Origin of the sequence: Ketobacter alkanivorans (assembly GCF_002863865.1) — a bacterium.
Lineage (GTDB): Bacteria > Pseudomonadota > Gammaproteobacteria > Pseudomonadales > Ketobacteraceae > Ketobacter > Ketobacter alkanivorans.
In genome coordinates this window covers 2461410-2480869 of the sequence record NZ_CP022684.1, presented here as the reverse complement: position 1 = coordinate 2480869, position 19460 = coordinate 2461410, and the positions used below count along the sequence as shown (strand labels likewise).

The window sequence follows — 19460 nt, the reverse complement described above, 5'->3', positions numbered from 1 at the left end:
AGTTTGAGGTGCCCACAGGGGCTTATGGCAACACAGGCAGAAGATAAAAAGATCATCGCGGCGGAACCCAGTCTGGAACAGATACTGGCTCATTACCCAGAGGGACTGGCGGGTTACGACGAGATGTGGGGTGCGGACAGCAACAGCACCAACCCCCATTGGCGTCGCTTGATGAAAGATCTGACCGGCTTGGGTGAAACCGAGCTGGAGCGGCGGCGCACCGATGCGCGCCGTTTGCTGCGGGAAAACGGTGTTACTTACCATATCTACAGCGATCCAAAAGGGCAAAAGCGCACTTGGCAGCTCGACCCGATACCACTGGTCATCAACAGTGTTGATTGGGAGGCGATCAGCGTAGGCTTGAAGCAGCGCGCCCGTCTGCTGGACATGATCCTGAGGGATATATACGGCCCGCGACGACTGGTGAAAGAAGGCCTGATTCCCCCGGAACTGATCTACGCACAGCAGGGTTTTCTGCGTGCATGCGATCAAGTACAGATGAAAGATTTACCCCATTTACTGCTGTACGCAGCTGACCTGGCGCGCGGCCCGGATGGTCGCATGTGGGTACTGGGTGATCGCAGCCAGGCGCCCTCCGGTGCCGGTTATGCCCTCGAGACCCGCATGGCCATGACGCGGGTAATGGCGGAGGAATTCCGTCGCACACAGGTACACCGTCTGTCCATCTTCTTTCGTCATTTGCGCAGCATGCTGGCGAGCCTGCTGCCTCATCGTAAAGATGATCCACGGGTAGTTATCCTGACACCGGGCCCCCACAACGAGACCTATTTCGAACACGCCTACCTTGCCTCCTATTTGGGTTACAGCCTGGTGCAGGGTGACGACCTCACCGTGCGCAATGGCAAAGTATGGTTGAAGTCGCTGGATGGCCTCAAGCAGGTGGACATCATCGTGCGCAGGGTGGATGACAGCTTCTGTGATCCACTTGAGCTGCGGGAGGATTCTCATCTGGGGGTGCCCGGTTTGCTGCAGGCAGCCCGCTTGGGTAACGTCATCATTGCCAACCCGCTGGGCTCCAGCATTCTGGAAAGCCCTGCCCTGATGCCGTTTTTACCCAATATTGCCAAACATTGGCTGGGGGAAGAGATCCTGCTGCCCTCTGCAGCCACTTGGTGGTGTGGTCAGAAAAAAGAGCGCGACTACGTACTGGCAAACCTGAAAGATTTGGTGATCAAACCCATTGATCGCCGCGGTCCTTCGATATTCTGCTCCCAATTGAATGAAAAGCAGCTCAAAGAAGTAAAAGAGCGCATCAATGCAGCACCTTACTTGTATGTTGGTCAGCAAGTGCTGAGTTGCTCTACCGCGCCGTCGTTGCGCAATGGCAAAATAGTACCCAGACGAGTGTTGCTGCGCACCTATCTGACTGCACACCAGGGCGACTACGATGTCATGCCCGGTGGCCTCACCCGAGTAGCCCAGGATGAAGGCGCACTGTTTGTCACCAATCAGACCGGCGGCCTGTCAAAAGACACCTGGATACTGGCAGACAAGCCGGTGCATCAGGCCAGTCTCTGGCCTAACATCCGTCAGATGGAAAGTCTCATGATCGGCGAAGGCCTGTTGCCGTCGCGCTCCGGTGAGAACCTGTTCTGGGTGGGCCGCTATTCCGAGCGTGCCGAAGGCCTGTTGCGACTGATTCGTACCGTACTGAATAAACTCGCCGACTACGACGACTATCGGGATGAATCCGATCACATCGTATTGCAACATCTGCTGGAAACCCTGACCCATTTCACCTACGTATACCCCGGCTTTACCGGTGAGGATGCCAAGGAAAAACTGCAGCGACCCCGTCTTCATATCATGGATATGGTGCTGAACCGTGAACATCGCAGCAGTTTGATTGGCACCCTGAATGCATTATTGCAAAGCGCTTACAACGTGCGTGATTTGTGGTCCGTAGACACCTGGCGGGTGGTGGATGACATCGATGAAAACCTGCAATACTTAAGCTCCAACAAAGCCCGTTTCTCGGTTCTGCAAACCGAGCTGGACAGCCTGCTGGCGTCCCTTATGGCGTTCACGGCCCAGACCCAGGAAAGCATGCCCCATGAGCACGGCTGGTACCTGTTGAATATCGGTCGCCGTGTAGAGCGGGCTTTGCAGTTAATTACCTTTATACGCACCTGTTTTGTGACCCATTGCGGTGATGTGCCAGAGCATCTTATGCTGGAGGCAACCTTAGTAAACCACGAAAGTCTGATTACTCACCGACGCCGTTATCGCTCGGTGCAGCACATATTCACAGTGCTGGACTTGATGTTGCTGGATACTCGTCACCCCCGTTCACTGGCCTATCAGGTGGACAAAATCAAGGCGCTGATGGATGAGCTGCCCAATCCGCTGAAAACACCCTCTCATCATTTGAGTCGGGAGCAGCGCCTGATTCTGCAAGTCAGTACCGAAATCAAAATGGTCGAAGTTGAAAAACTGGCTAACGTCAGCGACGAACTGAAAACCCGGCGCGCGTTGGCGAAACTGCTGGACAGCGTTGAGCGCAGATTAGAAAAAGTTGCTGAACTGCTGCATCAGAAATACTTCACCCATACCCAGAATGTGCGTCAGTTGGCACCCACCAAACTGGAGCTGCCGGCATGAAATACCGCATCAAACACACCACGCACTACGAATACAGCAGCCAGGTAAGCATGTGTTTTAATGAGGCGCGCATGTCACCGGTCAATAGCGCGCACCAAACCTGTGCGCGCAATCGGTTTGTTATTCACCCTGCACCAGAATCGCTCCACAAGCGTTTTGACTATTTTGGCAACCAAGTCACCAGCTTCGATATTCTGCAGCCCCACCGAGAGCTGTCAGTAACCGTGTACAGTGAAGTGCAGGTTCTGGCGCACGCCCAACAGGCGTTGTTTTCCGCAGACTACCCTTGGGAATTCGTGCGGGACAGTTTGAAAACCACAACTGATCCAGAACAGATTGTGGTGCGGGAATACATCCTGCCATCCATGCTGATTCCTGTTTTCGATGAGGTAAAGGAATACGCTGATAAATCGTTCAAGCCTGGTCGGCCGGTGATGGAAGCCATTCGTGAGCTGGTGGAGCGGATATTCAAGGATTTTAAATACGACCCCGGCTTCTCCAGCATCAGCACCCCGTTGAAGACCGTGCTGGAACACCGACGTGGAGTGTGTCAAGATTTTGCACACTTGGGTATTGCTTGCATACGCTCCATGGGGTTGGCCGCAGGTTACGTAAGCGGATACTTGGAAACCCTGCCGCCACCCGGCCAAGAAAAGCTGGAGGGGGCTGATGCATCCCATGCCTGGCTTGCTGTGTATTTGCCGGATCACGGCTGGATGCATCTTGATCCCACCAATAACATGGTGGCAGGCGATCAGCATATAACATTGGCCTTTGGCAGAGATTTTGCAGATGTAACCCCGCTTAAAGGGGTGATTTATGGTGGCGACGATCACGAGCTAAGTGTGTCCGTAGATGTGCGCCGCATTGAAGAATAGCACGCTCCACTCAACGCATTTTTGCAGCAGAAAGAAGCGATAATATGTCTCTAAGTTGGAATGAATACGATCCAGGCAAGTTCTTTGATGAGTTGATGCAGTCCAAAGGCAAACCGCGTAAGTATGCAAAAAACTTGGCCAAGTTTCTGGTGGATCACAGCGACGAAGAACTCGAAACCCGTAAAGCGGTGGCCGAGCTGTCTATTAAAGAAATGGGCATCACCTTCACAGTATACACCGAGGAAGAAGGCTCAATAGATCGCTCTTGGCCCCTAGACATCCTTCCGCGCATGATCCCTAAATCAGAATGGGATCCCATCGAAAAAGGCCTTAAGCAGCGAGTTCATGCGCTGAATCTTTTTATCGATGATATCTATCACGATCAGAAGATCATCAAAGACAAAGTGTTCCCAGCCGAACTGTTGGCGAACTCTGTTAACTTTCGCAAAGAATGTGTTGGCATCTCTCCGCCACGTAATATCTGGGCCCACATTTGTGGATCCGATCTGGTGCGGGATTCCGATGGCACCATGTACGTGCTGGAAGATAACCTGCGAGTGCCTTCTGGCGTTTCCTACATGCTGGAAAACCGTTCCGTAATGAAGCGGGTGTTTCCTGAACTGTTTGAAAGTTACAACATTCAGCCAGTGGACGATTACTGTTCCCAGCTGTTCGATATGTTGGCCTCCCTGTCGCCGCGTCCGGCGGATTACCCTGAAGTGGTGGTGCTTACTCCCGGCATCTTCAACTCTGCCTATTTTGAGCACGCCTATCTGGCTCAGCAGATGGGTTGCGAATTAGTAGAAGGCCGGGATCTGGTGGTGTGCGACGATGACTGCGTGTACATGCGCACCGTAGAAGGTTTGCAGCGGGTGGACGTAATTTATCGCCGTATCGATGACCTGTTTCTGGATCCGGAAGCATTTGATAAAAAATCAATGCTGGGTGTGCCGGGCCTGTTACGGGCATGGAAAAAGGGCAATGTAGCTTTGGCTAATGCCCCCGGTGCAGGCGTGGCGGATGATAAAGTTGTATATGCGTTTGTTCCGGAGATTATCAAATACTATCTGGGCGAAGACGTGCTGTTGCCCAACGTGCCCACTTATCGTTGCATGTATCAGGATGAACAGGATTACGTGCTCAACAACCTGGCGGATCTGGTGGTCAAACCCGCCAATGAATCCGGTGGTTACGGCATGATGATCGGCCCGGTAGCCAGTAAAAAAGAGCGCGAAAAATTTGCGCAACTTATTAAAAAAGATCCACGTAACTACATCGCACAGCCGACACTGGGTTTATCCACGGTGCCAACGTTCATTGATCACGGTGTAGAACCCCGCCACGTGGATTTGCGTCCATTTATTCTCAGTGGTGACAGCATCTCCGTCACCATGGGTGGCCTGACCCGGGTCGCCCTGCGAAAAGGGTCGTTGGTCGTTAATTCATCCCAAGGTGGTGGCAGTAAAGACACCTGGATCGTGGAGGAGGATGCCTGATGCTGGCGCGCGTTGCAGAAACACTGTACTGGATGGCCCGTTATATGGAGCGTGCCGAAAACATGGCGCGCCTCATCAACGTAAACGCCAACCTGATCCTGGATATACCCAAGAGAACGGTACTGGGTTGGGAGCCTCTGATCGACATTACCGGCACCCGTGATATTTACGTGAAGCGGAACGATAACTTCGAAGAACGCTCGGTGATGAAATACCTCATCAGTGATCCTGAAAGCCCGGTATCTATTGCCAATTCGCTGAAATGGGCGCGGGAAAACGCACGAACAGTGCGCGATGTCATTCCTCGTGAAGCCTGGGAGCAAATCAACGCCCTCAATCACTATGCCAAAGATCAGCTCAATGTGGCCATGTCGAAGCGGGGGCGATTCAGCTATCTCAATGAAGTCATTCTGCGCAATCAAACCATTGTTGGATTGTTGTCCGGCACTGTGAATCGTGATCAAGGTTATTTGTTTATTCGCATGGGTCGCAACATCGAACGCTCGGACATGACATCCCGTATCATTGATGTGCGCTCTGCCAACCTGCTTACCGAAGAAAGCATGGAATTGCGCCCGTTCGAAAATATCCAGTGGATGAGTGTATTGAAATCACTCACAGCGTATCAGATGTACCGGCAGGCCATGCAGGCTCGAATCCGTCGCAGTGATGTGGTGAAATTCCTGTTTCAATCCCAGCGCTTCCCGCGTTCGATCCTATTTTGTGTGCAGCAGATGGAGCGCTGCGTACAGGAGCTGCCGGACTATGAAAATACCTTGCGTCGCATTCATCAGGCCAAGCGTTTGATCCAGGGGGCTGAGTTGCAGGCCTACGATCAAGTCATGTTGCATGATTTTATTGATCATATTCAGATTGAAATGAATCACATACATGAGGCCTTAAACGAGCAGTATTTCCTCACCGGGCGGATTTCTGCTCAGCAGCAACAGCAGGCATCCTGAGCTATATAAAAGCAAGCTGGCCTGTGATGGTTTGGATACGACGAATCATCACAGGCAATTGTTTCCCCTTTCGCTTTATGTCACATTATCCTGCTAATAAATTGTAGGACTACTTTGAATGGAAATCGAAATCCGAACTGCGCGGGCAGATGATGTTGGAGCCATCGCCGAGTTGATGTACAGCTCGGGACCGGACATGTACAGCTACCTCTATAAATCCAAAGCCCTCGATTATTTGCGCTATGAATTTGCCTCAGGTATCGGTTTTGCCGGACACCCCAACGTCACAGTGGCGCTGTGTGATGGCGAAGTAGTGGGCACCGGCTGTTTTTACGACCGTGACAATTATGAGCGCCTGTTAAAAGGCAGTATCAAAAATATGGTGGGCTTTTTCGGCTACTTCGGTGTCGTGCCCGTTATGTTGCGCTCCCGTCATATCAAGAGCGTGATGCGGGCCCCCAAACCTGGTGAGCTTTATCTTTCTAACTTTGGGGTGTCAGATAAGCTGCGCAGTCAGGGTATTGGCACAAAAATAATTCAGCACAAATTACAGGAAGCCAGAGAAAAGGGCTACAACCTGTTTGGCTTGGATGTGTCGGTGGCCAATCCGCGCGGGCAGGCTCTGTATACCCGTTTGGGCCTGCAAGTGATGAAAGAGAAACATTTCTCCAATCCGAAAGCCGGTGTTAATTCCGCTCGCAAGATGGAATTGGCATTGATGCCCTAAAACGCTGAATCAACACTGTGGTTGATACGATTGATCGTATCCTGCCACAGTGTGACCATCTCGTCCCGTAATGGGCCGCTTAATACAGGCACTATGGTGTCGAGCAATGCTTGGTATAGCCCCTTGAAGGTTTCCGCGGTTATGCCAATCATTTGATGGTGCTGGGTCATATCGCGGATGATGGCAAGCGCCACGCTTGGATCTTCACTCATTGCCATCAAGTTTTGCAGAATCTCCTGAATCATGTAATTCTGCCAAGAGTTATCCTCCCGCAGAAACTCTTTTAACTCCGGATGGCGGGTATACATCAATTCAAACACTGGGTCTGTAGGGTCGCCTAAAGCTGCTACAGCTTGTTCGAGCGATAGATTAATAAGTTCTGAGTGATTCATCCTGGTATCCGGCATAAGCTGCGTACGTATTCTAAAAGCATAACCAGCCAGCGTATTTATCAATACGGCCATTTGGAGTAGAACCAAAGTGGTATGCCTTGTTACCAAAGTAAACCTGTCTCGTTCGGCTCTGCGTGGAATATAAGTTGGACGCGGGCGCGCTGGTATTTGGGCTGAGTGGAAATGAAGCAAGGGAGGTGTGTAACAGGCAGGCCAGGAGCGCAGAATCTGACGCTCCCAGCCAGAAGGCATTTACCGAGCAGCGCGGCTACCAGGAGATCAACACCCACTCCGGCACCAGTATCCGGTCGGCAGAATCACGGATAAACTGACCTTCGCCATTGGGATCTACCAGGTTATAGGGGGCGCCGTTTTTGGGTATGACTTTCACACCGTAAACCTTACCGTTGATTTGGTGGATATGCATTACCTTGTCATGATCGTCCACGATGGTAACCATGGGCTCCGGCGTGATGGCTTCTTCGCCTTCACGTGGTTCCACTCTTGCATGTAAGGAAAGCGGTAACACGATCAGGCATAATGCTAGCAGTTGTTTCATCTTGGTTCTCAATAAAAAGTTGTATGCCGAATTAGTCTATAGCGTATTTGTGAGTGACACAAAGGGTGAGCAAGAGGAGCAATCCATGGCTGTATTGATGATTATGAGATAGAGTTGTGTCGTTAACAATGTGGTGCAGATCGAGGTACAGTGCTTATACTGTTAAACAAAGATTGTGTTGGTGTTTACTTTTGCTGCGTTTTTGACCATTTAGTCAGTGGGGTTTTGTTCAGGTAAAAGGTGATATTGTCTTTTAAATCAGACGATTACGGAATTCAAGCGAGCGTTTGGTAGAAGTGGTATCGTGAAGTGTGACTTTATGGTTAAATTATCGCCCTTCTATAAGCACGACTTTAGGGCTGTGTTTCACCTTTAACATGGGGTCAGCCGTAAACATGGGTCAGCCGTATGACGAATAAACCGCGATATGCCGATGCCAGTATGGAAGCCATGTATCGTATTTTTACGGTACCAGAGGCACCAGGTACGACACTGGGTAACATCGATCAGAAGCTTTCCCAGAATCTTGCAGGGTTCCTGCAGGAACATATAGTTGCTGTTGAAAAAGATCTCACCGAACTGCAAAAAGATTTCTCCGACTCTGTTATCCCCGAGAAGCCGATCTTTGTATCCGATCAGGCGGATTTCCTGATGGATAAACTGGTTGCGCAGTCTGTGCATACCGCGTCGCCCAGTTTTATTGGTCACATGACCTCGGCCCTGCCCTACTTCATGATGCCGTTGTCCCGCATTATGATTGCCCTGAATCAGAACCTGGTTAAGATCGAAACCTCCAAAGCGTTTACGCCTATGGAGCGTCAGGTGTTGGGTATGATACATCGGCTTATATACAAGCAAGATGATGGGTTCTATACCAAATGGATGCACCAGCCGGGATATTCACTGGGTTCATTCTGCTCTGGTGGAACCATTGCCAACATGACGGCCCTTTGGGTTGCCCGCAACTGCAGATTTGATCGTGACAAAAAAGCCGGGTTCGCCGGTATTCAGCGTGCAGGGCTGTTTGGTGCGCTCAAGCATTACGGCTACAGCGGCGCTGCCATCTTGGTATCGGAGCGAGGCCATTATTCACTGGGCAAAGCCGCAGACGTATTAGGTATTGGTCGTGACTCGTTGATCAGCATCAAGGCGGATGCGCGTAATAAAATTCAGCTGGACGAGTTGCGCGCAACCGTTAAGCAGTTAAAGCAGGACAACGTCGCCATCATTGGAATGGTGGGAGTGGCAGGCACTTCAGAAACCGGCAGCGTGGATCCGTTGGATCAGATGGCGGATATTGCCGAGGAGGCTGGTTGTCATTTTCATGTAGACGCTGCTTGGGGTGGCCCTACCCTGTTTTCTGACAAGTATGCTCATATATTGAAAGGTATTGAGCGAGCGGATTCCGTCACCATCGATGCTCACAAGCAGATGTACGTGCCCATGGGGGCCGGTATGGTGATTTTCAAAGATCCGGCCCTGGTGTCGTCCATTGAACATCACGCTGATTACATTATCCGTAAAGGTTCCCGTGACCTGGGTGCGTATACGTTGGAAGGCTCGCGCCCTGGTATTGCCATGTTGCTGCATTCCGGTTTGAAAATTATCGGTCGCAGTGGTTATGAGATTCTGATTGAGCAAGGTATTGAGAAAGCCCGCACCTTTGCCGATATGATCAAGGCGGAACAGGATTTTGAACTGATCACCGAGCCTGAACTGAATATTCTTACTTATCGTTTTGTGCCCCAGTTTGTGAAGGACAAACTCGCAAATGCCAGCGTGGAAGAGATTGATCAGATTCACGAAGTGTTGAACCGCCTCACCAAACGAATTCAAAAAAATCAGCGTGCTCGGGGTAAGTCGTTTGTGTCCCGTACCACATTAACGCCACAGGAATACGATCGCCGTCGTACGGTTGTTTTTCGCGTTGTGTTGGCAAACCCGCTCACCAGTTACGATATCCTGCAGGATGTGCTGGCTGAACAGAAAGAGATCACGGCCAGTAAAGCCTGCAAAGAATGCATGGCTGAATTGCATCAGTTGTGCGAATCACCACAGGCGGTGCGCGCGCAGGCGATGTGATCGATCAAGCCTGGGTGCGGAACAGAGCGCAAGGGTTTTGCGCTCTGTTGTTTCGGTTAGAACGTGTATTTTGCTGAAAACTGCAGACGATTAACCGCGCCGTCCGTGCCATCTTCAAGTTCTTTGTTGCCCACAATCATCTCGCCCCCTATATCCAGCGCTGCCACCGGTTTATAGATCAGGTTGGCGTGGACGGTTTCGTACTGTTTGGCGGCATTGCCAGCGGATGCCGGGTTGTCTGCCTGTGCTGCAGAGAGGGAAAAACTGGATCGCCACTGCTCATTCCAGAGATGGCGATAGGCGGCAAACACCCCCCATTGGTCGACCAGTTCAATACTGCTGTCTGTCTCGATTGAACCTCCGCGAAAAGCGTTCAAACCCATATAGCGACCCAAGGCATTACCGGCGTTCAGCATAAAGCGCAAGTCATCACCGCTTTCACCGACAGCGACTTTACCGGCGAAGCTGGCGGCATAGCCGAATTCACTCTCAATGTCGGTGCCGGTATCGTAGGCCAGCTCTCGGCCCATAATGGCAACGCTGTAGTTGGTGTTGCCGCTGCCGAAATTGTACCGGGCGATGAGGTCGGGAACCTGGTTATCGTCAGACGATGAGGCCGCATCGTTATACAGTGTACTGGAAGGGTTTTCGGCAGCGAACTGAAATCCACCGCTGCTATAGCGAATTTGTGCCTGGCGAACAAAAATGGTGCCCACCGGTCCAACGAAGTCCAGCAGATCGGGCAGCGCGCTGACGTTAAAGAATGTGGACCAGGTTTGACCGAAGAGCCAGTTTTCCCAGCTGAAATAAGCATGGCGTATGCGGGGTGAATAAGAATTACTGATGCGCTCATCACCCTGGCTGCTGCCTTGAAAGTCAACTTCAATGTAGCCCTTGATCAGGCCTGCGTCAGTTTGCGTTTGGCCTTTTACCCAAAGGCGGGACTCTTTGGCAGAAAAATGAGTTTGCGGATCACCGGCCTCACCACCGGTGGGGATGGTGGACACTACCAGGAAATCCTCACCGATACCTGATGTAGCATTGCGGCCGTCGCTGTATTCGCTGACGATGCCGTCGAACTTGATGTAGCCGCCCAGTGTTACTGCGCTGTTATTCGATTTGGTGCTGGTATTGTGGTGAGTGGTTTGAGTTTTAAGAGCGTTGATTTCCTGCTCCAGCTTTTCGATTCGTTGATTCACTTCATTGGCCATGACTTGGGAAGAAAGCATTCCGGCAGAAACCAAAGCAGCGGTAAATGGTCGTAGCGTCATTGTGTCACCTGTTTATCCTGTTTGTTATGTGTACTACTGATGACAAGGCTGTAACAAAAATATCAAGGTGAGTATTAGCCAAACGTCGAAGTCTCGACCAAAGTCTAATTCTCGCCAGAGTCTAAGTAGGGCAGACTGGATCCATTGAATTAAAGTGGGGTTTAGTATGAGCACGGTCAAGTCAATCCAATCTTCCAGGCATCTGCAGTATTCGCAACAGTATGAGCGCAGCGTTAGTCAGGCTAATGAATTTTGGCGTGAAGTAGGGCAGCGTATTGATTGGATCAAACCGTTTACTCAAGTGAAGGACGTGTCGTTCGATCCCAAGGATGTCCATGTGCGCTGGTTTGAAGATGGTACCCTCAATGTCAGCAGCAACTGTATAGATCGACATTTGGCGACACGAGCCAGTCAGACTGCCATCATTTGGGAGCCGGATACCCCCGGCACACCACGCACAGTCACCTATCAACAACTGCACGACGAAGTATGCCGCTTGGCTAACGCGATGAAGTCTTTGGGTGTGGGTAAAGGTGATCGGGTAATGATCTACATGCCCATGATTCCGGAGGCCGTATTCTCAATGTTGGCGTGTGCCCGAATCGGTGCCATTCACTCGGTAGTGTTTGGTGGATTCTCGCCGGAAGCATTGGCGGGCAGAATCGAGGATTGTGGTGCGAAGCTTGTGATTACGGCAGATGAAGGGCTACGTGGTGCTCGCCCGATCCCGTTAAAGCACAACGTTGATGCGGCATTGGCCCATCCCAGAATTAATACCGTCGAACACGTGCTGGTGGTGCGTCACACCCGTGGTGACGTGCAATGGCATGATGATCGTGACGTGGACTATGAAACTGCAACCCGTGCTGCCAGCGCGGACTGTACAGCAGAGGAAATGAACGCAGAAGATCCCTTGTTTATCTTGTACACCTCGGGATCAACCGGTAAGCCCAAAGGTGTTTTACATTCCAGCGGTGGCTATCTTGTGTATGCCGCTTATACCCATGAGCAGGTCTTCGATTATCAGCCTGGTGATGTGTATTGGTGTACCGCAGACATCGGCTGGATCACCGGGCACACCTATCTGGTATATGGGCCGCTGGCTAATGGGGCGACGGCGGTGATGTGTGAGGGCTTGCCTAATTACCCGGATGAAACTCGTTTGGGTAAGGTGATCGACGATCATAACGTATCAATACTGTACACAGCACCCACGGCGATCCGATCTTTTATGGCCAAGGGTGTCGAACCGTTTGAACATTCCAGTCGTCGTAGTTTGCGTATTATTGCAACGGCAGGCGAACCCATTAACCCCGCAGCATGGCAGTGGTATCACGATGTGATTGGCGCGGGCCAGGCTCAAGTGATTGATACCTGGTGGCAGACCGAAACCGGGGGTGTCATGATTACGCCCTTGCCTGGCAGTACTGTGCTTAAGCCAGGAGCTGCAACTCAGCCGTTCTACGGCATATGCCCGCAACTGGTGGATAACGATGGTAATGTGCTTGATGGAGCAGCCGAAGGTAACTTGGTAATGACCGATAGCTGGCCAGGTCAAATGCGCACGCTGTGGGGCGATCATGAGCGCTTTGTGCAAACCTATTTCACCACATTCCCCGGAAAGTACTGCACAGGTGATGGCGCGCGGCGGGATAATGATGGTGATTTCTGGATTACCGGTCGAGTGGATGACGTTATTAATGTGTCTGGTCATCGCCTTGGTACCGCTGAGATTGAAAGTGCTTTAGTTGCCCATGCTAAAGTGGCAGAGGCTGCGGTGGTAGGCTGCCCTCATGACATCAAAGGCCAGGGAATTTATGTGTATGTAACGGTAAACGAAGGCATACAACCCACCGACGAGTTGTTGCAAGAATTGAGAGATTGGGTGCGCAAAGAAATCGGCCCGGTGGCCTCGCCGGACTGGATTCAGTTCGCTCCGGGCCTGCCAAAAACCCGATCTGGAAAAATCATGCGCCGCATACTCAGGAAAATTGCGGCCAACGAGTTTGATCAGTTAGGCGATGTGTCGACTCTTGCCGATCCTGCGGTGGTACCGCAGTTAGTGGATTCAAGGGTAAATCGTTGATGGCCTGTGTTACAGGCCTTTTTTACACATTTGACGTTGCCTGCTGTAGCGCCCACAATTACCCGCGCACAGGCAACGGCGAACACGAACAATGACACTACAGGGCAATGTGCTGGTTGCAGACGATCATCCACTGTTCCGCATGGCGCTGAAACAGGCGGTGACGCAGGCTTTTCCAGGAGCCTCAGTGGTTGAAGCGGAAAACGTTGATCAGTTAGAGCGGCTGACGGAGGCAGGCGAAACCTTCTCTTTGTTGTTGCTGGATTTGAATATGCCCGGCGCTCATGGTTTCTCCGGTTTGATCTACATGCGTAAACGCTATCCAGATATTCCACTGGTGGTGGTGTCCGCTTCTGAAGAGCCAGCGGTGATTCATAAAGCGGTTGAATTCGGCGCAAATGGATTCATCCCAAAATCAGCATCCATGGACATCATGGTGGCTGCTATTGAAAAAGTATGCGGCGGAGAGCGCTGTCTGCCTCCGAATATCCTGCCGCAGCACAATCCGTTATTGAATGAAGATGACCATGATCTGGCAACCAGTATTGCATCTCTGACGCCACAACAGTTTCGTGTATTGGGTATGCTGGCAGAAGGCCAGCTTAATAAACAAATAGCCTATGAATTAAGCGTGTCTGAAGCGACAATCAAAGCCCACATGACGGCTATATTCCGCAAACTGGGTGTGCGCAATCGAACTCAGGCGGTCATTCGATTGCAGAAACTGGATGTGGAATCGTTTCCGAGCGGGGATATATCCCATTCGTGAATTCAAAGGATTGTAAGTGGTGTTGCATTGCCTTTGTCATGCAGTAAGAACGCTATGTTTTCACTAACCATTCAGCAAGTGTTGGCCAAACTTCAAGATGGGCTCTTTTTCCAATCAGTAAGTCGTGATGGCCATACTCTTCTTGTTGGCCATACTCCTTTCCAAATACTTTTTGCTCGGTGCCAAAGCGGTGGGCGGCTTCCGGTGGGCATTGTAGGTCTCGGCTGCCCGAAACAGCCAAAATAGGAAATGGGTACCCCTTTTCTGCCAAGCTGCGCGCAATCTTTTGACCTTGTTGGTCGACCATTCCCTCTCCTGTAATGGCAAGGGCTAAATCCCTGAGTACGCGGGAGCTAACAGGGTGGGTTGCTGTGCGTGTGTATTGGGAAAAGCTTTGAGGTGAAATGTTTTTGGGATTGGCTAGAAAGGGGTCTATGGCTCCAGCGTGGTATCGACTTAGATAGCCTGATATTCTGGCAGCCCAGTGGATGGGCGTTGCAGGCAAAATATGCGTTAAGGGTGCTGCAGTTGCGATCAGCCTGAACAATGAGCCGGTATTGCTGTAATCGAGGGAAGATCCTAATGTAATGCCTCGCTTGATACGTGCATCACTTTGGGATGCCAAGTAGTAAAGCAGGATTCCTCCCATGCTATGACCGATGAAACAGCATTGTTTTTCAGAGCTAAGAGACAATACAGCATCAATGATTGCTGGCATATCCAGTGTCGCGTATTCCAGAAAGCCCCAGTTGTAACGTAAATCATTGGTGCGCCCTGGCTTTTCACTTAGGCCGTGACCACGAAGATCGCAGGCATAGACATCAAAACCATTTGAGGCAAGATATTGCCCAAATGAACGCGAAGATTCAGAATAAAAGGCCAATCTGTTTGATCCTAGCCCATGGCATAGCAATATGGGGTATGGAAACTTTTTCTCTTTTGGTGGGTAATGGGTAACGGCAAGCTGCCAATGGTCTTCTGTTTCGATAAAATGAATATCGCTTTTTGATTCGTCTATTTGCCAGAATTTCAGCGCGCTCAATTCGTTATCAGATAGGTGCTGATAGCGTTTAGCATTTTTAGTTGGTTCCATTTTTAGCCCCCCGTTATTCAACGGATACATTCATGCTTTGTGCGACAATCAGGGAGCGAATAGAACTTGGAAATACCCTGGTAAGACGTGCCAGTTTGTTGAATGTGCCTGGGACATGCAGCGTGATGCCTTTAAACATTGCATGCACCATTTGTTCAGCAACATCGCGGGAAGTCATCATGCCAGTATTGCGCTTTACCGTTTGGCCCGAGTGATCCATAAATTCAGTTAGGACACCGCCAGGGCACGAGCAGGTTACTGATATTTTGGAGTTGCGTAGTTCGTAGGAAAGGACCTCACTGAAGTTCCTCAAATAGCCTTTTGAGCCGGAATACACAGCAAATCTAGGGGCCGGTAAAATTGCCGACAACGATGAAACATTCAGTATCCAAGATGAAGAATCTTGATCCAGTCGCTTTTGGATAAACTGGTGACATAACTGTGTGGGAACGGTTATGTTTAAGTTAATGGTGAGCTGATTGTTTTCAATTGGCTGCGCATGGAATTCGCCCCAGTATCCATTGCCAGCATTATTAACAAGCGTATTCAATACTAATTTATTCTTTTCAGCCCAAGAAAAAGCATTATCCATAAGTGAATCCAGATCATGGGTATTAGCTAAATCGCAGGGAATAAAATGACATTGTATGCCGTGTTTGTTGATTAAACTTTCAGAGAGGCTTTTTAAACGTGATTCGCGTCTGGCGACCAAAATGAGGTTGTATTTTTGTTCTGCTAAAACTGTCGCAATATCAGATCCAATGCCTGATGACGCACCTGTAATCAAAGCTACGCTTGTGTTCATGAGTCACTCCAAAATGGACGTGCACGGAAGGGTAAACACTATATATATTTTCTCAAGGCTCGTAAAGATTTGACATGGGTTGTAGGGTGCTGTCCGCCTGGTATCTGCTTTATGGGCCTTCACTTTAACACTGATTCTAAAGCAGCCTGTAATGCTTCTGGTGTTATTGGTTTCTGTAAAAAATAGTAACCTCTCTCCTTGGCTTTTTTGCGAACCGCATCGGAGTGATCGGCTGTCATCAGTATGGCAGGCACTACGTCCTCCCAGTATTCATCCAGAGCATCGATGACATCAAAGCCGGTTTCATCATCCAGTTGATAATCCACCAGTACGGCATCGGGCGTTTGGGTCAGGGTGCTGGCTTGCTGCAGTGCTGTTTTCAGGGAGGATGCCAAAGAGCTGTCGCATCGCCATTGCCTGAGCAAGGTGTCGATTCCGTTAAGGATCATGGGCTCGTTATCGACACAGAGTATCTTCAGGCCGTTCGGGTTGAATTGGGCCGGTGTTTGCACAGCAGGTGGCTGTGAGTGAGTGGCGGGTGCGGTGGGCACGCGAATGGAAAACACAGTGCCTTTGCCAACGATAGATCGGACAGAAAGCGGGTGATCCAACAGTTGGCTGATGCGTTGCGCGATGGCTAACCCTAACCCCAGCCCTTTGCTGTCCAATGTGCCATCATTGTTTTTGTGGCGTATGCGATGAAACTCTTTGAAGATCAGATCTATGTGATCGGCGGGGATGCCAACACCGGTATCCCAAATTTGAATGTCCACATACCCGGGTCGACGGCGACAGCCCAGCAGAATGCGGCCAGAAGGCGTGTAGCGCACGGCATTTAGCAGCAGGTTTTGTAAAATACGCCGTAATAGTTTGTCGTCACTGCGTACCCAGATGTTGCAGTCCATCCACTTTAGTTGGAGGCCTTTTTCTGCGGCAATAACATTGAACTCCGAAGCCAGGCTGGTGAGCAGGGAGTGCAGATTAAAGGGGGTTGGTTTGGGCTTAATGGTTCCGGTATCCAGGCGGCTGATGTCCAGCAGGGTATTAATCAGATGTTCAGCTACATGCAGGGAGTTATCAATGTGATGCAGTATTTCCAATTCCTCTTCGCACTGCAGGTTGTTGTTCTTCAGTTGCAGACGCTGTTGCAATGATGAGGTGAAGAGGTGTGCAGCATTTAACGGTTGCATGAGGTCGTGACCTGCTGCTGCCAGAAACCGGGTTTTGCCTTCGTTGGCTTTGTGCAGGGCTTCGTTCAGTTCGGATAGGGCCTGAGTGCGATCTTTTACCATCATCTCAAGGCTTTCATTCATTTGACGTAATGCACGTTCATCCATTTTGCTTTCGGTGATGTCGAGGAATGTGGTAACAAATCCACCGCCAGGCATGGGGTTGCCCCGGACCTCTATGTGCAGGCCGTTAGGCAGCTCTCGTTCAAATCGATGCGGGCCGCCCTGCTTGAGTAAATTGACTCGGCGTTGTACCTGGTCGTATTCACTTTCGTTTTCGTTATCGCCCGGGTAAAAGTCACGGCGGGCATTGTAGCGGTATACGTCGGCAATCGGGCGACCCAGTTGGATCAACCCATCAGGATATTCAAACAGTTCAATGTAGGTTCGGTTCCAGGCGACAATGTTGAGATGTTTGTCCACCACGCAAATACCATGGGAGATAGTTTCGATCGTGGTTTGCAGCAGCTGGTGATTGAATTGGATCAGTTCGGCGGCTTCGTCAATCATGGCCACGGCATCTGCACTTTTGTCGTTGTGGCGGCTTAGCATTGAGCCTAACAGTACCCGTGCAGAACTTGCCCCCATCACTCGTGCCAGCATTTTTTCGGTAAAGCGAAATAAATCTACGGTGGCGGGCAGGGTTGGATCCAGGTCGATCTGATGGGTGGCCGCGTATTGGGCAAAAGCCAGTTCGCTGCTGTGTGGGCCCAGGCAGCGCGTCGCGATGTCTTGCAGGTTTTGAACGCGAATGTGTGCGGCATGGTAGCGCCCCAGCAGGCTTTCGTAATGGGTGGGCACATCCACAAATAGAATGGCCTGATTGCGATCAATGGTCGCGTGATGGGCGGTTTTGGAAAAGTATACGTAGCAGAAAATATTCACAGCCAGGCTCCAGAACACGCCGTGACTTAATGGATCGAGTCCTTCCAACCCGAACAGGGCGTAGGGGCGCAGTATGCCGAAGCCAAGCAAGCCTTTTGTTTGTAGAAACTCAACCCACGGGGCAGGCAGTACCACTGGCAACAAAAGACAATAAAGCCATACCAAAAAGCCCGACAGGATGCCCAGGGCTGCGCCACGCTTGTGGCCCTGTTTCCAGTACAGGCCGCCAACCAATACCGGGGCAAACTGGATGACAGCCGCAAAGGAAAGTAAGCCAATGCTGGCGAGGGCACCAAATTGAGCAAACACATCGTTCAGCAGGTAGGCCAGTAGCAGGATCACGAAAATAGAGATGCGGCGTATTTTGCGCACCAGCGGGGTGATTTGGCGTGGGAGTTCCCCGGCGCGGCGGGCTCGGTTCAGATAGATGGGGATTACCAGTTCGTTACACACCATGATGCTGAGGGCAACGCTAGATACGATCACCATGCCGGTGGCGGCGGACACACCTCCCAGAAAACTCAGCAGAGCTAAACCGGGCTGATCGAAGTGAATGGGCAGAGTGAGAATGTAGCGGTCGGCCTGGGTGCTCTGCTCTGGCAGATACAGCAAGCCTGCCATGGCAATGGGCACGACAAACAGGGTGAACAGCAGCAGGTAGGCAGGAAATATCCAACGAGCTTTGTTGAGGTCGTGGCTGCGGCGGTTTTCTACAACGGTGGTATGGAACTGCCGTGGCAGGCAGATAATGGCAGCCATAGCCAGCAGGGTTTGGGTAAAGAATCCCTGGTCAAAAAAGTCGGCAGAAAAGCGTTCCCGCAGCACGGCGTTTTGTTCTACCTGTACCAACAGGTCATCAATGCCATCAAACACCCACCACACTACAAAGCCGCCCACAATCACAAACGCCAATAACTTCACGATGCTTTCAAAGCCAATGGCCAGCATCAGCCCGTTTTGGTGCTCGTTGGCATCGATATGACGGGTGCCGAATAACACGGCGAACATCGCCATCAGCAGGGCCACCGCCAGGGCACTGTTAATGGGGCTGTCGCCTTGCAAAGGCCAATCGGTATTGATGCCTGGGGTAAGGCTGTCGAACGCCATGGTCACGGCTTTTAACTGCAACGTAATGTAGGGGATAGTGCCGGCAATGGCGACCAGTGTGATCAGTATGGCCAGAGGTTGGGACTTGCCGTAGCGCGAGGCTAGAAAATCGGCGATGGAGGTGATGCCCTGCTGTTTGCTGATGGCGATGATTTTGAACAGCATCGGGGTGCCGATGATGAACACCAGCATGGGGCCGATATAGATGGGCAGGAAATCCCAGCCAAAATTGGCGGCCTGCCCGACTGCACCGAAGAAGGTCCAGGAGGTGCAATACACCGCCAGGGTAAGGCTGTACAGCCAGGGGCTACCGAGGGCCTGTTGGGACAGTGCCGAGCGGCGATCACCATACCAGGCAATGCCAAACAGTAAGCAGGTGTAGGCCAGCGCGAAACCGGCCAGGGTCCAGACTGAGAACATGGGGACGCCTTTTTATTAAGGGCATTTTTATTGTTGCCCTTAAAGATATAACAAATGGCGCCGCCGTGAACTATTCG

14 protein-coding genes are annotated in these 19460 nt (G+C 51.0%); 8 read left to right on the top strand and 6 right to left on the bottom strand.

All coding sequences use genetic code 11. The features are described 5' to 3' along the window. Positions 1-24 precede the first annotated feature (24 nt). The 5 genes from Kalk_RS10670 to Kalk_RS10650 all read left to right on the top strand — a co-directional run bounded on the left by Kalk_RS10670 (position 25) and on the right by Kalk_RS10650 (position 6685). Positions 25-2622, top strand: a complete 2598-nt coding sequence (locus tag Kalk_RS10670) for a circularly permuted type 2 ATP-grasp protein (RefSeq protein WP_101894234.1) — start codon at positions 25-27, stop codon at positions 2620-2622. Further along, positions 2619-3500 carry a transglutaminase family protein gene (locus tag Kalk_RS10665; protein WP_101894233.1) on the top strand — a complete coding sequence of 294 codons (882 nt, stop codon included), beginning with the start codon at positions 2619-2621 and terminating at the stop codon, positions 3498-3500. Before Kalk_RS10670 ends, Kalk_RS10665 begins: the two co-directional genes overlap by 4 nt. A 44-nt stretch (positions 3501-3544) precedes the next feature. Next, a complete protein-coding gene (locus Kalk_RS10660; RefSeq protein ID WP_101894232.1) occupies positions 3545-4996 on the top strand; it encodes a circularly permuted type 2 ATP-grasp protein in 1452 nt (483 codons plus the stop codon). Then, positions 4996-5958 (top strand): alpha-E domain-containing protein, encoded by a 963-nt coding sequence (locus tag Kalk_RS10655; RefSeq protein ID WP_101894231.1) that lies wholly within the window; start codon positions 4996-4998, stop codon positions 5956-5958. The genes Kalk_RS10660 and Kalk_RS10655 overlap by 1 nt, the downstream gene beginning before the upstream one ends. A 118-nt stretch (positions 5959-6076) precedes the next feature. Next, positions 6077-6685, top strand: a complete 609-nt coding sequence (locus Kalk_RS10650; protein ID WP_101894230.1) for a GNAT family N-acetyltransferase — start codon at positions 6077-6079, stop codon at positions 6683-6685. Here Kalk_RS10650 and Kalk_RS10645 read toward each other — a convergent pair. Beyond that, positions 6682-7077: a globin gene (locus Kalk_RS10645; protein ID WP_101894229.1), complete on the bottom strand. Its 396-nt coding sequence runs from the start codon at positions 7075-7077 to the stop codon at positions 6682-6684. The two genes, Kalk_RS10650 and Kalk_RS10645, sit on opposite strands and share 4 nt — an antisense overlap. A gap of 268 nt (positions 7078-7345) precedes the next feature. After that, entirely contained in the window at positions 7346-7636 is a 291-nt protein-coding gene (locus Kalk_RS10640) for a DUF2782 domain-containing protein (RefSeq protein WP_101894228.1), read from the bottom strand. A 408-nt stretch (positions 7637-8044) separates the two neighbouring features. On the opposite strand from Kalk_RS10640, the gene panP reads away from it, so the two are divergent. Next, entirely contained in the window at positions 8045-9718 is a 1674-nt protein-coding gene (gene panP / locus Kalk_RS10635; RefSeq protein ID WP_101894227.1) for a pyridoxal-dependent aspartate 1-decarboxylase PanP, read from the top strand. A gap of 56 nt (positions 9719-9774) precedes the next feature. On the opposite strand, the gene Kalk_RS10630 is transcribed toward panP, so the two are convergent. Continuing rightward, entirely contained in the window at positions 9775-10989 is a 1215-nt protein-coding gene (locus Kalk_RS10630; protein ID WP_233716612.1) for a DcaP family trimeric outer membrane transporter, read from the bottom strand. 166 nt (positions 10990-11155) lie between these two features. On the opposite strand from Kalk_RS10630, the gene acs reads away from it, so the two are divergent. Beyond that, positions 11156-13075, top strand: coding sequence for an acetate--CoA ligase (gene acs / locus Kalk_RS10625; RefSeq protein WP_101894226.1), 1920 nt, complete (start codon positions 11156-11158; stop codon positions 13073-13075). A 91-nt stretch (positions 13076-13166) separates the two neighbouring features. Beyond that, complete coding sequence (locus Kalk_RS10620) at positions 13167-13844, top strand: response regulator transcription factor (protein ID WP_101894225.1); 678 nt, start codon at positions 13167-13169, stop codon at positions 13842-13844. 52 nt (positions 13845-13896) lie between these two features. On the opposite strand, the gene Kalk_RS10615 is transcribed toward Kalk_RS10620, so the two are convergent. The 3 genes from Kalk_RS10615 to Kalk_RS10605 all read right to left on the bottom strand — a co-directional run bounded on the left by Kalk_RS10615 (position 13897) and on the right by Kalk_RS10605 (position 19383). Next, positions 13897-14937, bottom strand: coding sequence for an alpha/beta fold hydrolase (locus Kalk_RS10615; protein WP_158643434.1), 1041 nt, complete (start codon positions 14935-14937; stop codon positions 13897-13899). A gap of 13 nt (positions 14938-14950) precedes the next feature. Next, positions 14951-15742 (bottom strand): SDR family NAD(P)-dependent oxidoreductase, encoded by a 792-nt coding sequence (locus tag Kalk_RS10610; protein WP_101894223.1) that lies wholly within the window; start codon positions 15740-15742, stop codon positions 14951-14953. A gap of 119 nt (positions 15743-15861) precedes the next feature. Further along, complete coding sequence (locus Kalk_RS10605; protein WP_101894222.1) at positions 15862-19383, bottom strand: PAS domain-containing hybrid sensor histidine kinase/response regulator; 3522 nt, start codon at positions 19381-19383, stop codon at positions 15862-15864. Positions 19384-19460 lie beyond the last annotated feature (77 nt).

Bases quoted from the DNA above. Each gene is read 5' to 3' on its own strand.
- Kalk_RS10670 (WP_101894234.1), top strand. From the start codon at position 25: ATGGCAACACAGGCAGAAGATAAAAAGATCATCGCGGCGGAACCCAGT.
- Kalk_RS10665 (WP_101894233.1), top strand. From the start codon at position 2,619: ATGAAATACCGCATCAAACACACCACGCACTACGAATACAGCAGCCAG.
- Kalk_RS10660 (WP_101894232.1), top strand. From the start codon at position 3,545: ATGTCTCTAAGTTGGAATGAATACGATCCAGGCAAGTTCTTTGATGAG.
- Kalk_RS10655 (WP_101894231.1), top strand. From the start codon at position 4,996: ATGCTGGCGCGCGTTGCAGAAACACTGTACTGGATGGCCCGTTATATG.
- Kalk_RS10650 (WP_101894230.1), top strand. From the start codon at position 6,077: ATGGAAATCGAAATCCGAACTGCGCGGGCAGATGATGTTGGAGCCATC.
- Kalk_RS10645 (WP_101894229.1), bottom strand. From the start codon at position 7,077: ATGAATCACTCAGAACTTATTAATCTATCGCTCGAACAAGCTGTAGCA.
- Kalk_RS10640 (WP_101894228.1), bottom strand. From the start codon at position 7,636: ATGAAACAACTGCTAGCATTATGCCTGATCGTGTTACCGCTTTCCTTA.
- panP (WP_101894227.1), top strand. From the start codon at position 8,045: ATGACGAATAAACCGCGATATGCCGATGCCAGTATGGAAGCCATGTAT.
- Kalk_RS10630 (WP_233716612.1), bottom strand. From the start codon at position 10,989: ATGACGCTACGACCATTTACCGCTGCTTTGGTTTCTGCCGGAATGCTT.
- acs (WP_101894226.1), top strand. From the start codon at position 11,156: ATGAGCACGGTCAAGTCAATCCAATCTTCCAGGCATCTGCAGTATTCG.
- Kalk_RS10620 (WP_101894225.1), top strand. From the start codon at position 13,167: ATGACACTACAGGGCAATGTGCTGGTTGCAGACGATCATCCACTGTTC.
- Kalk_RS10615 (WP_158643434.1), bottom strand. From the start codon at position 14,937: ATGGAACCAACTAAAAATGCTAAACGCTATCAGCACCTATCTGATAAC.
- Kalk_RS10610 (WP_101894223.1), bottom strand. From the start codon at position 15,742: ATGAACACAAGCGTAGCTTTGATTACAGGTGCGTCATCAGGCATTGGA.
- Kalk_RS10605 (WP_101894222.1), bottom strand. From the start codon at position 19,383: ATGTTCTCAGTCTGGACCCTGGCCGGTTTCGCGCTGGCCTACACCTGC.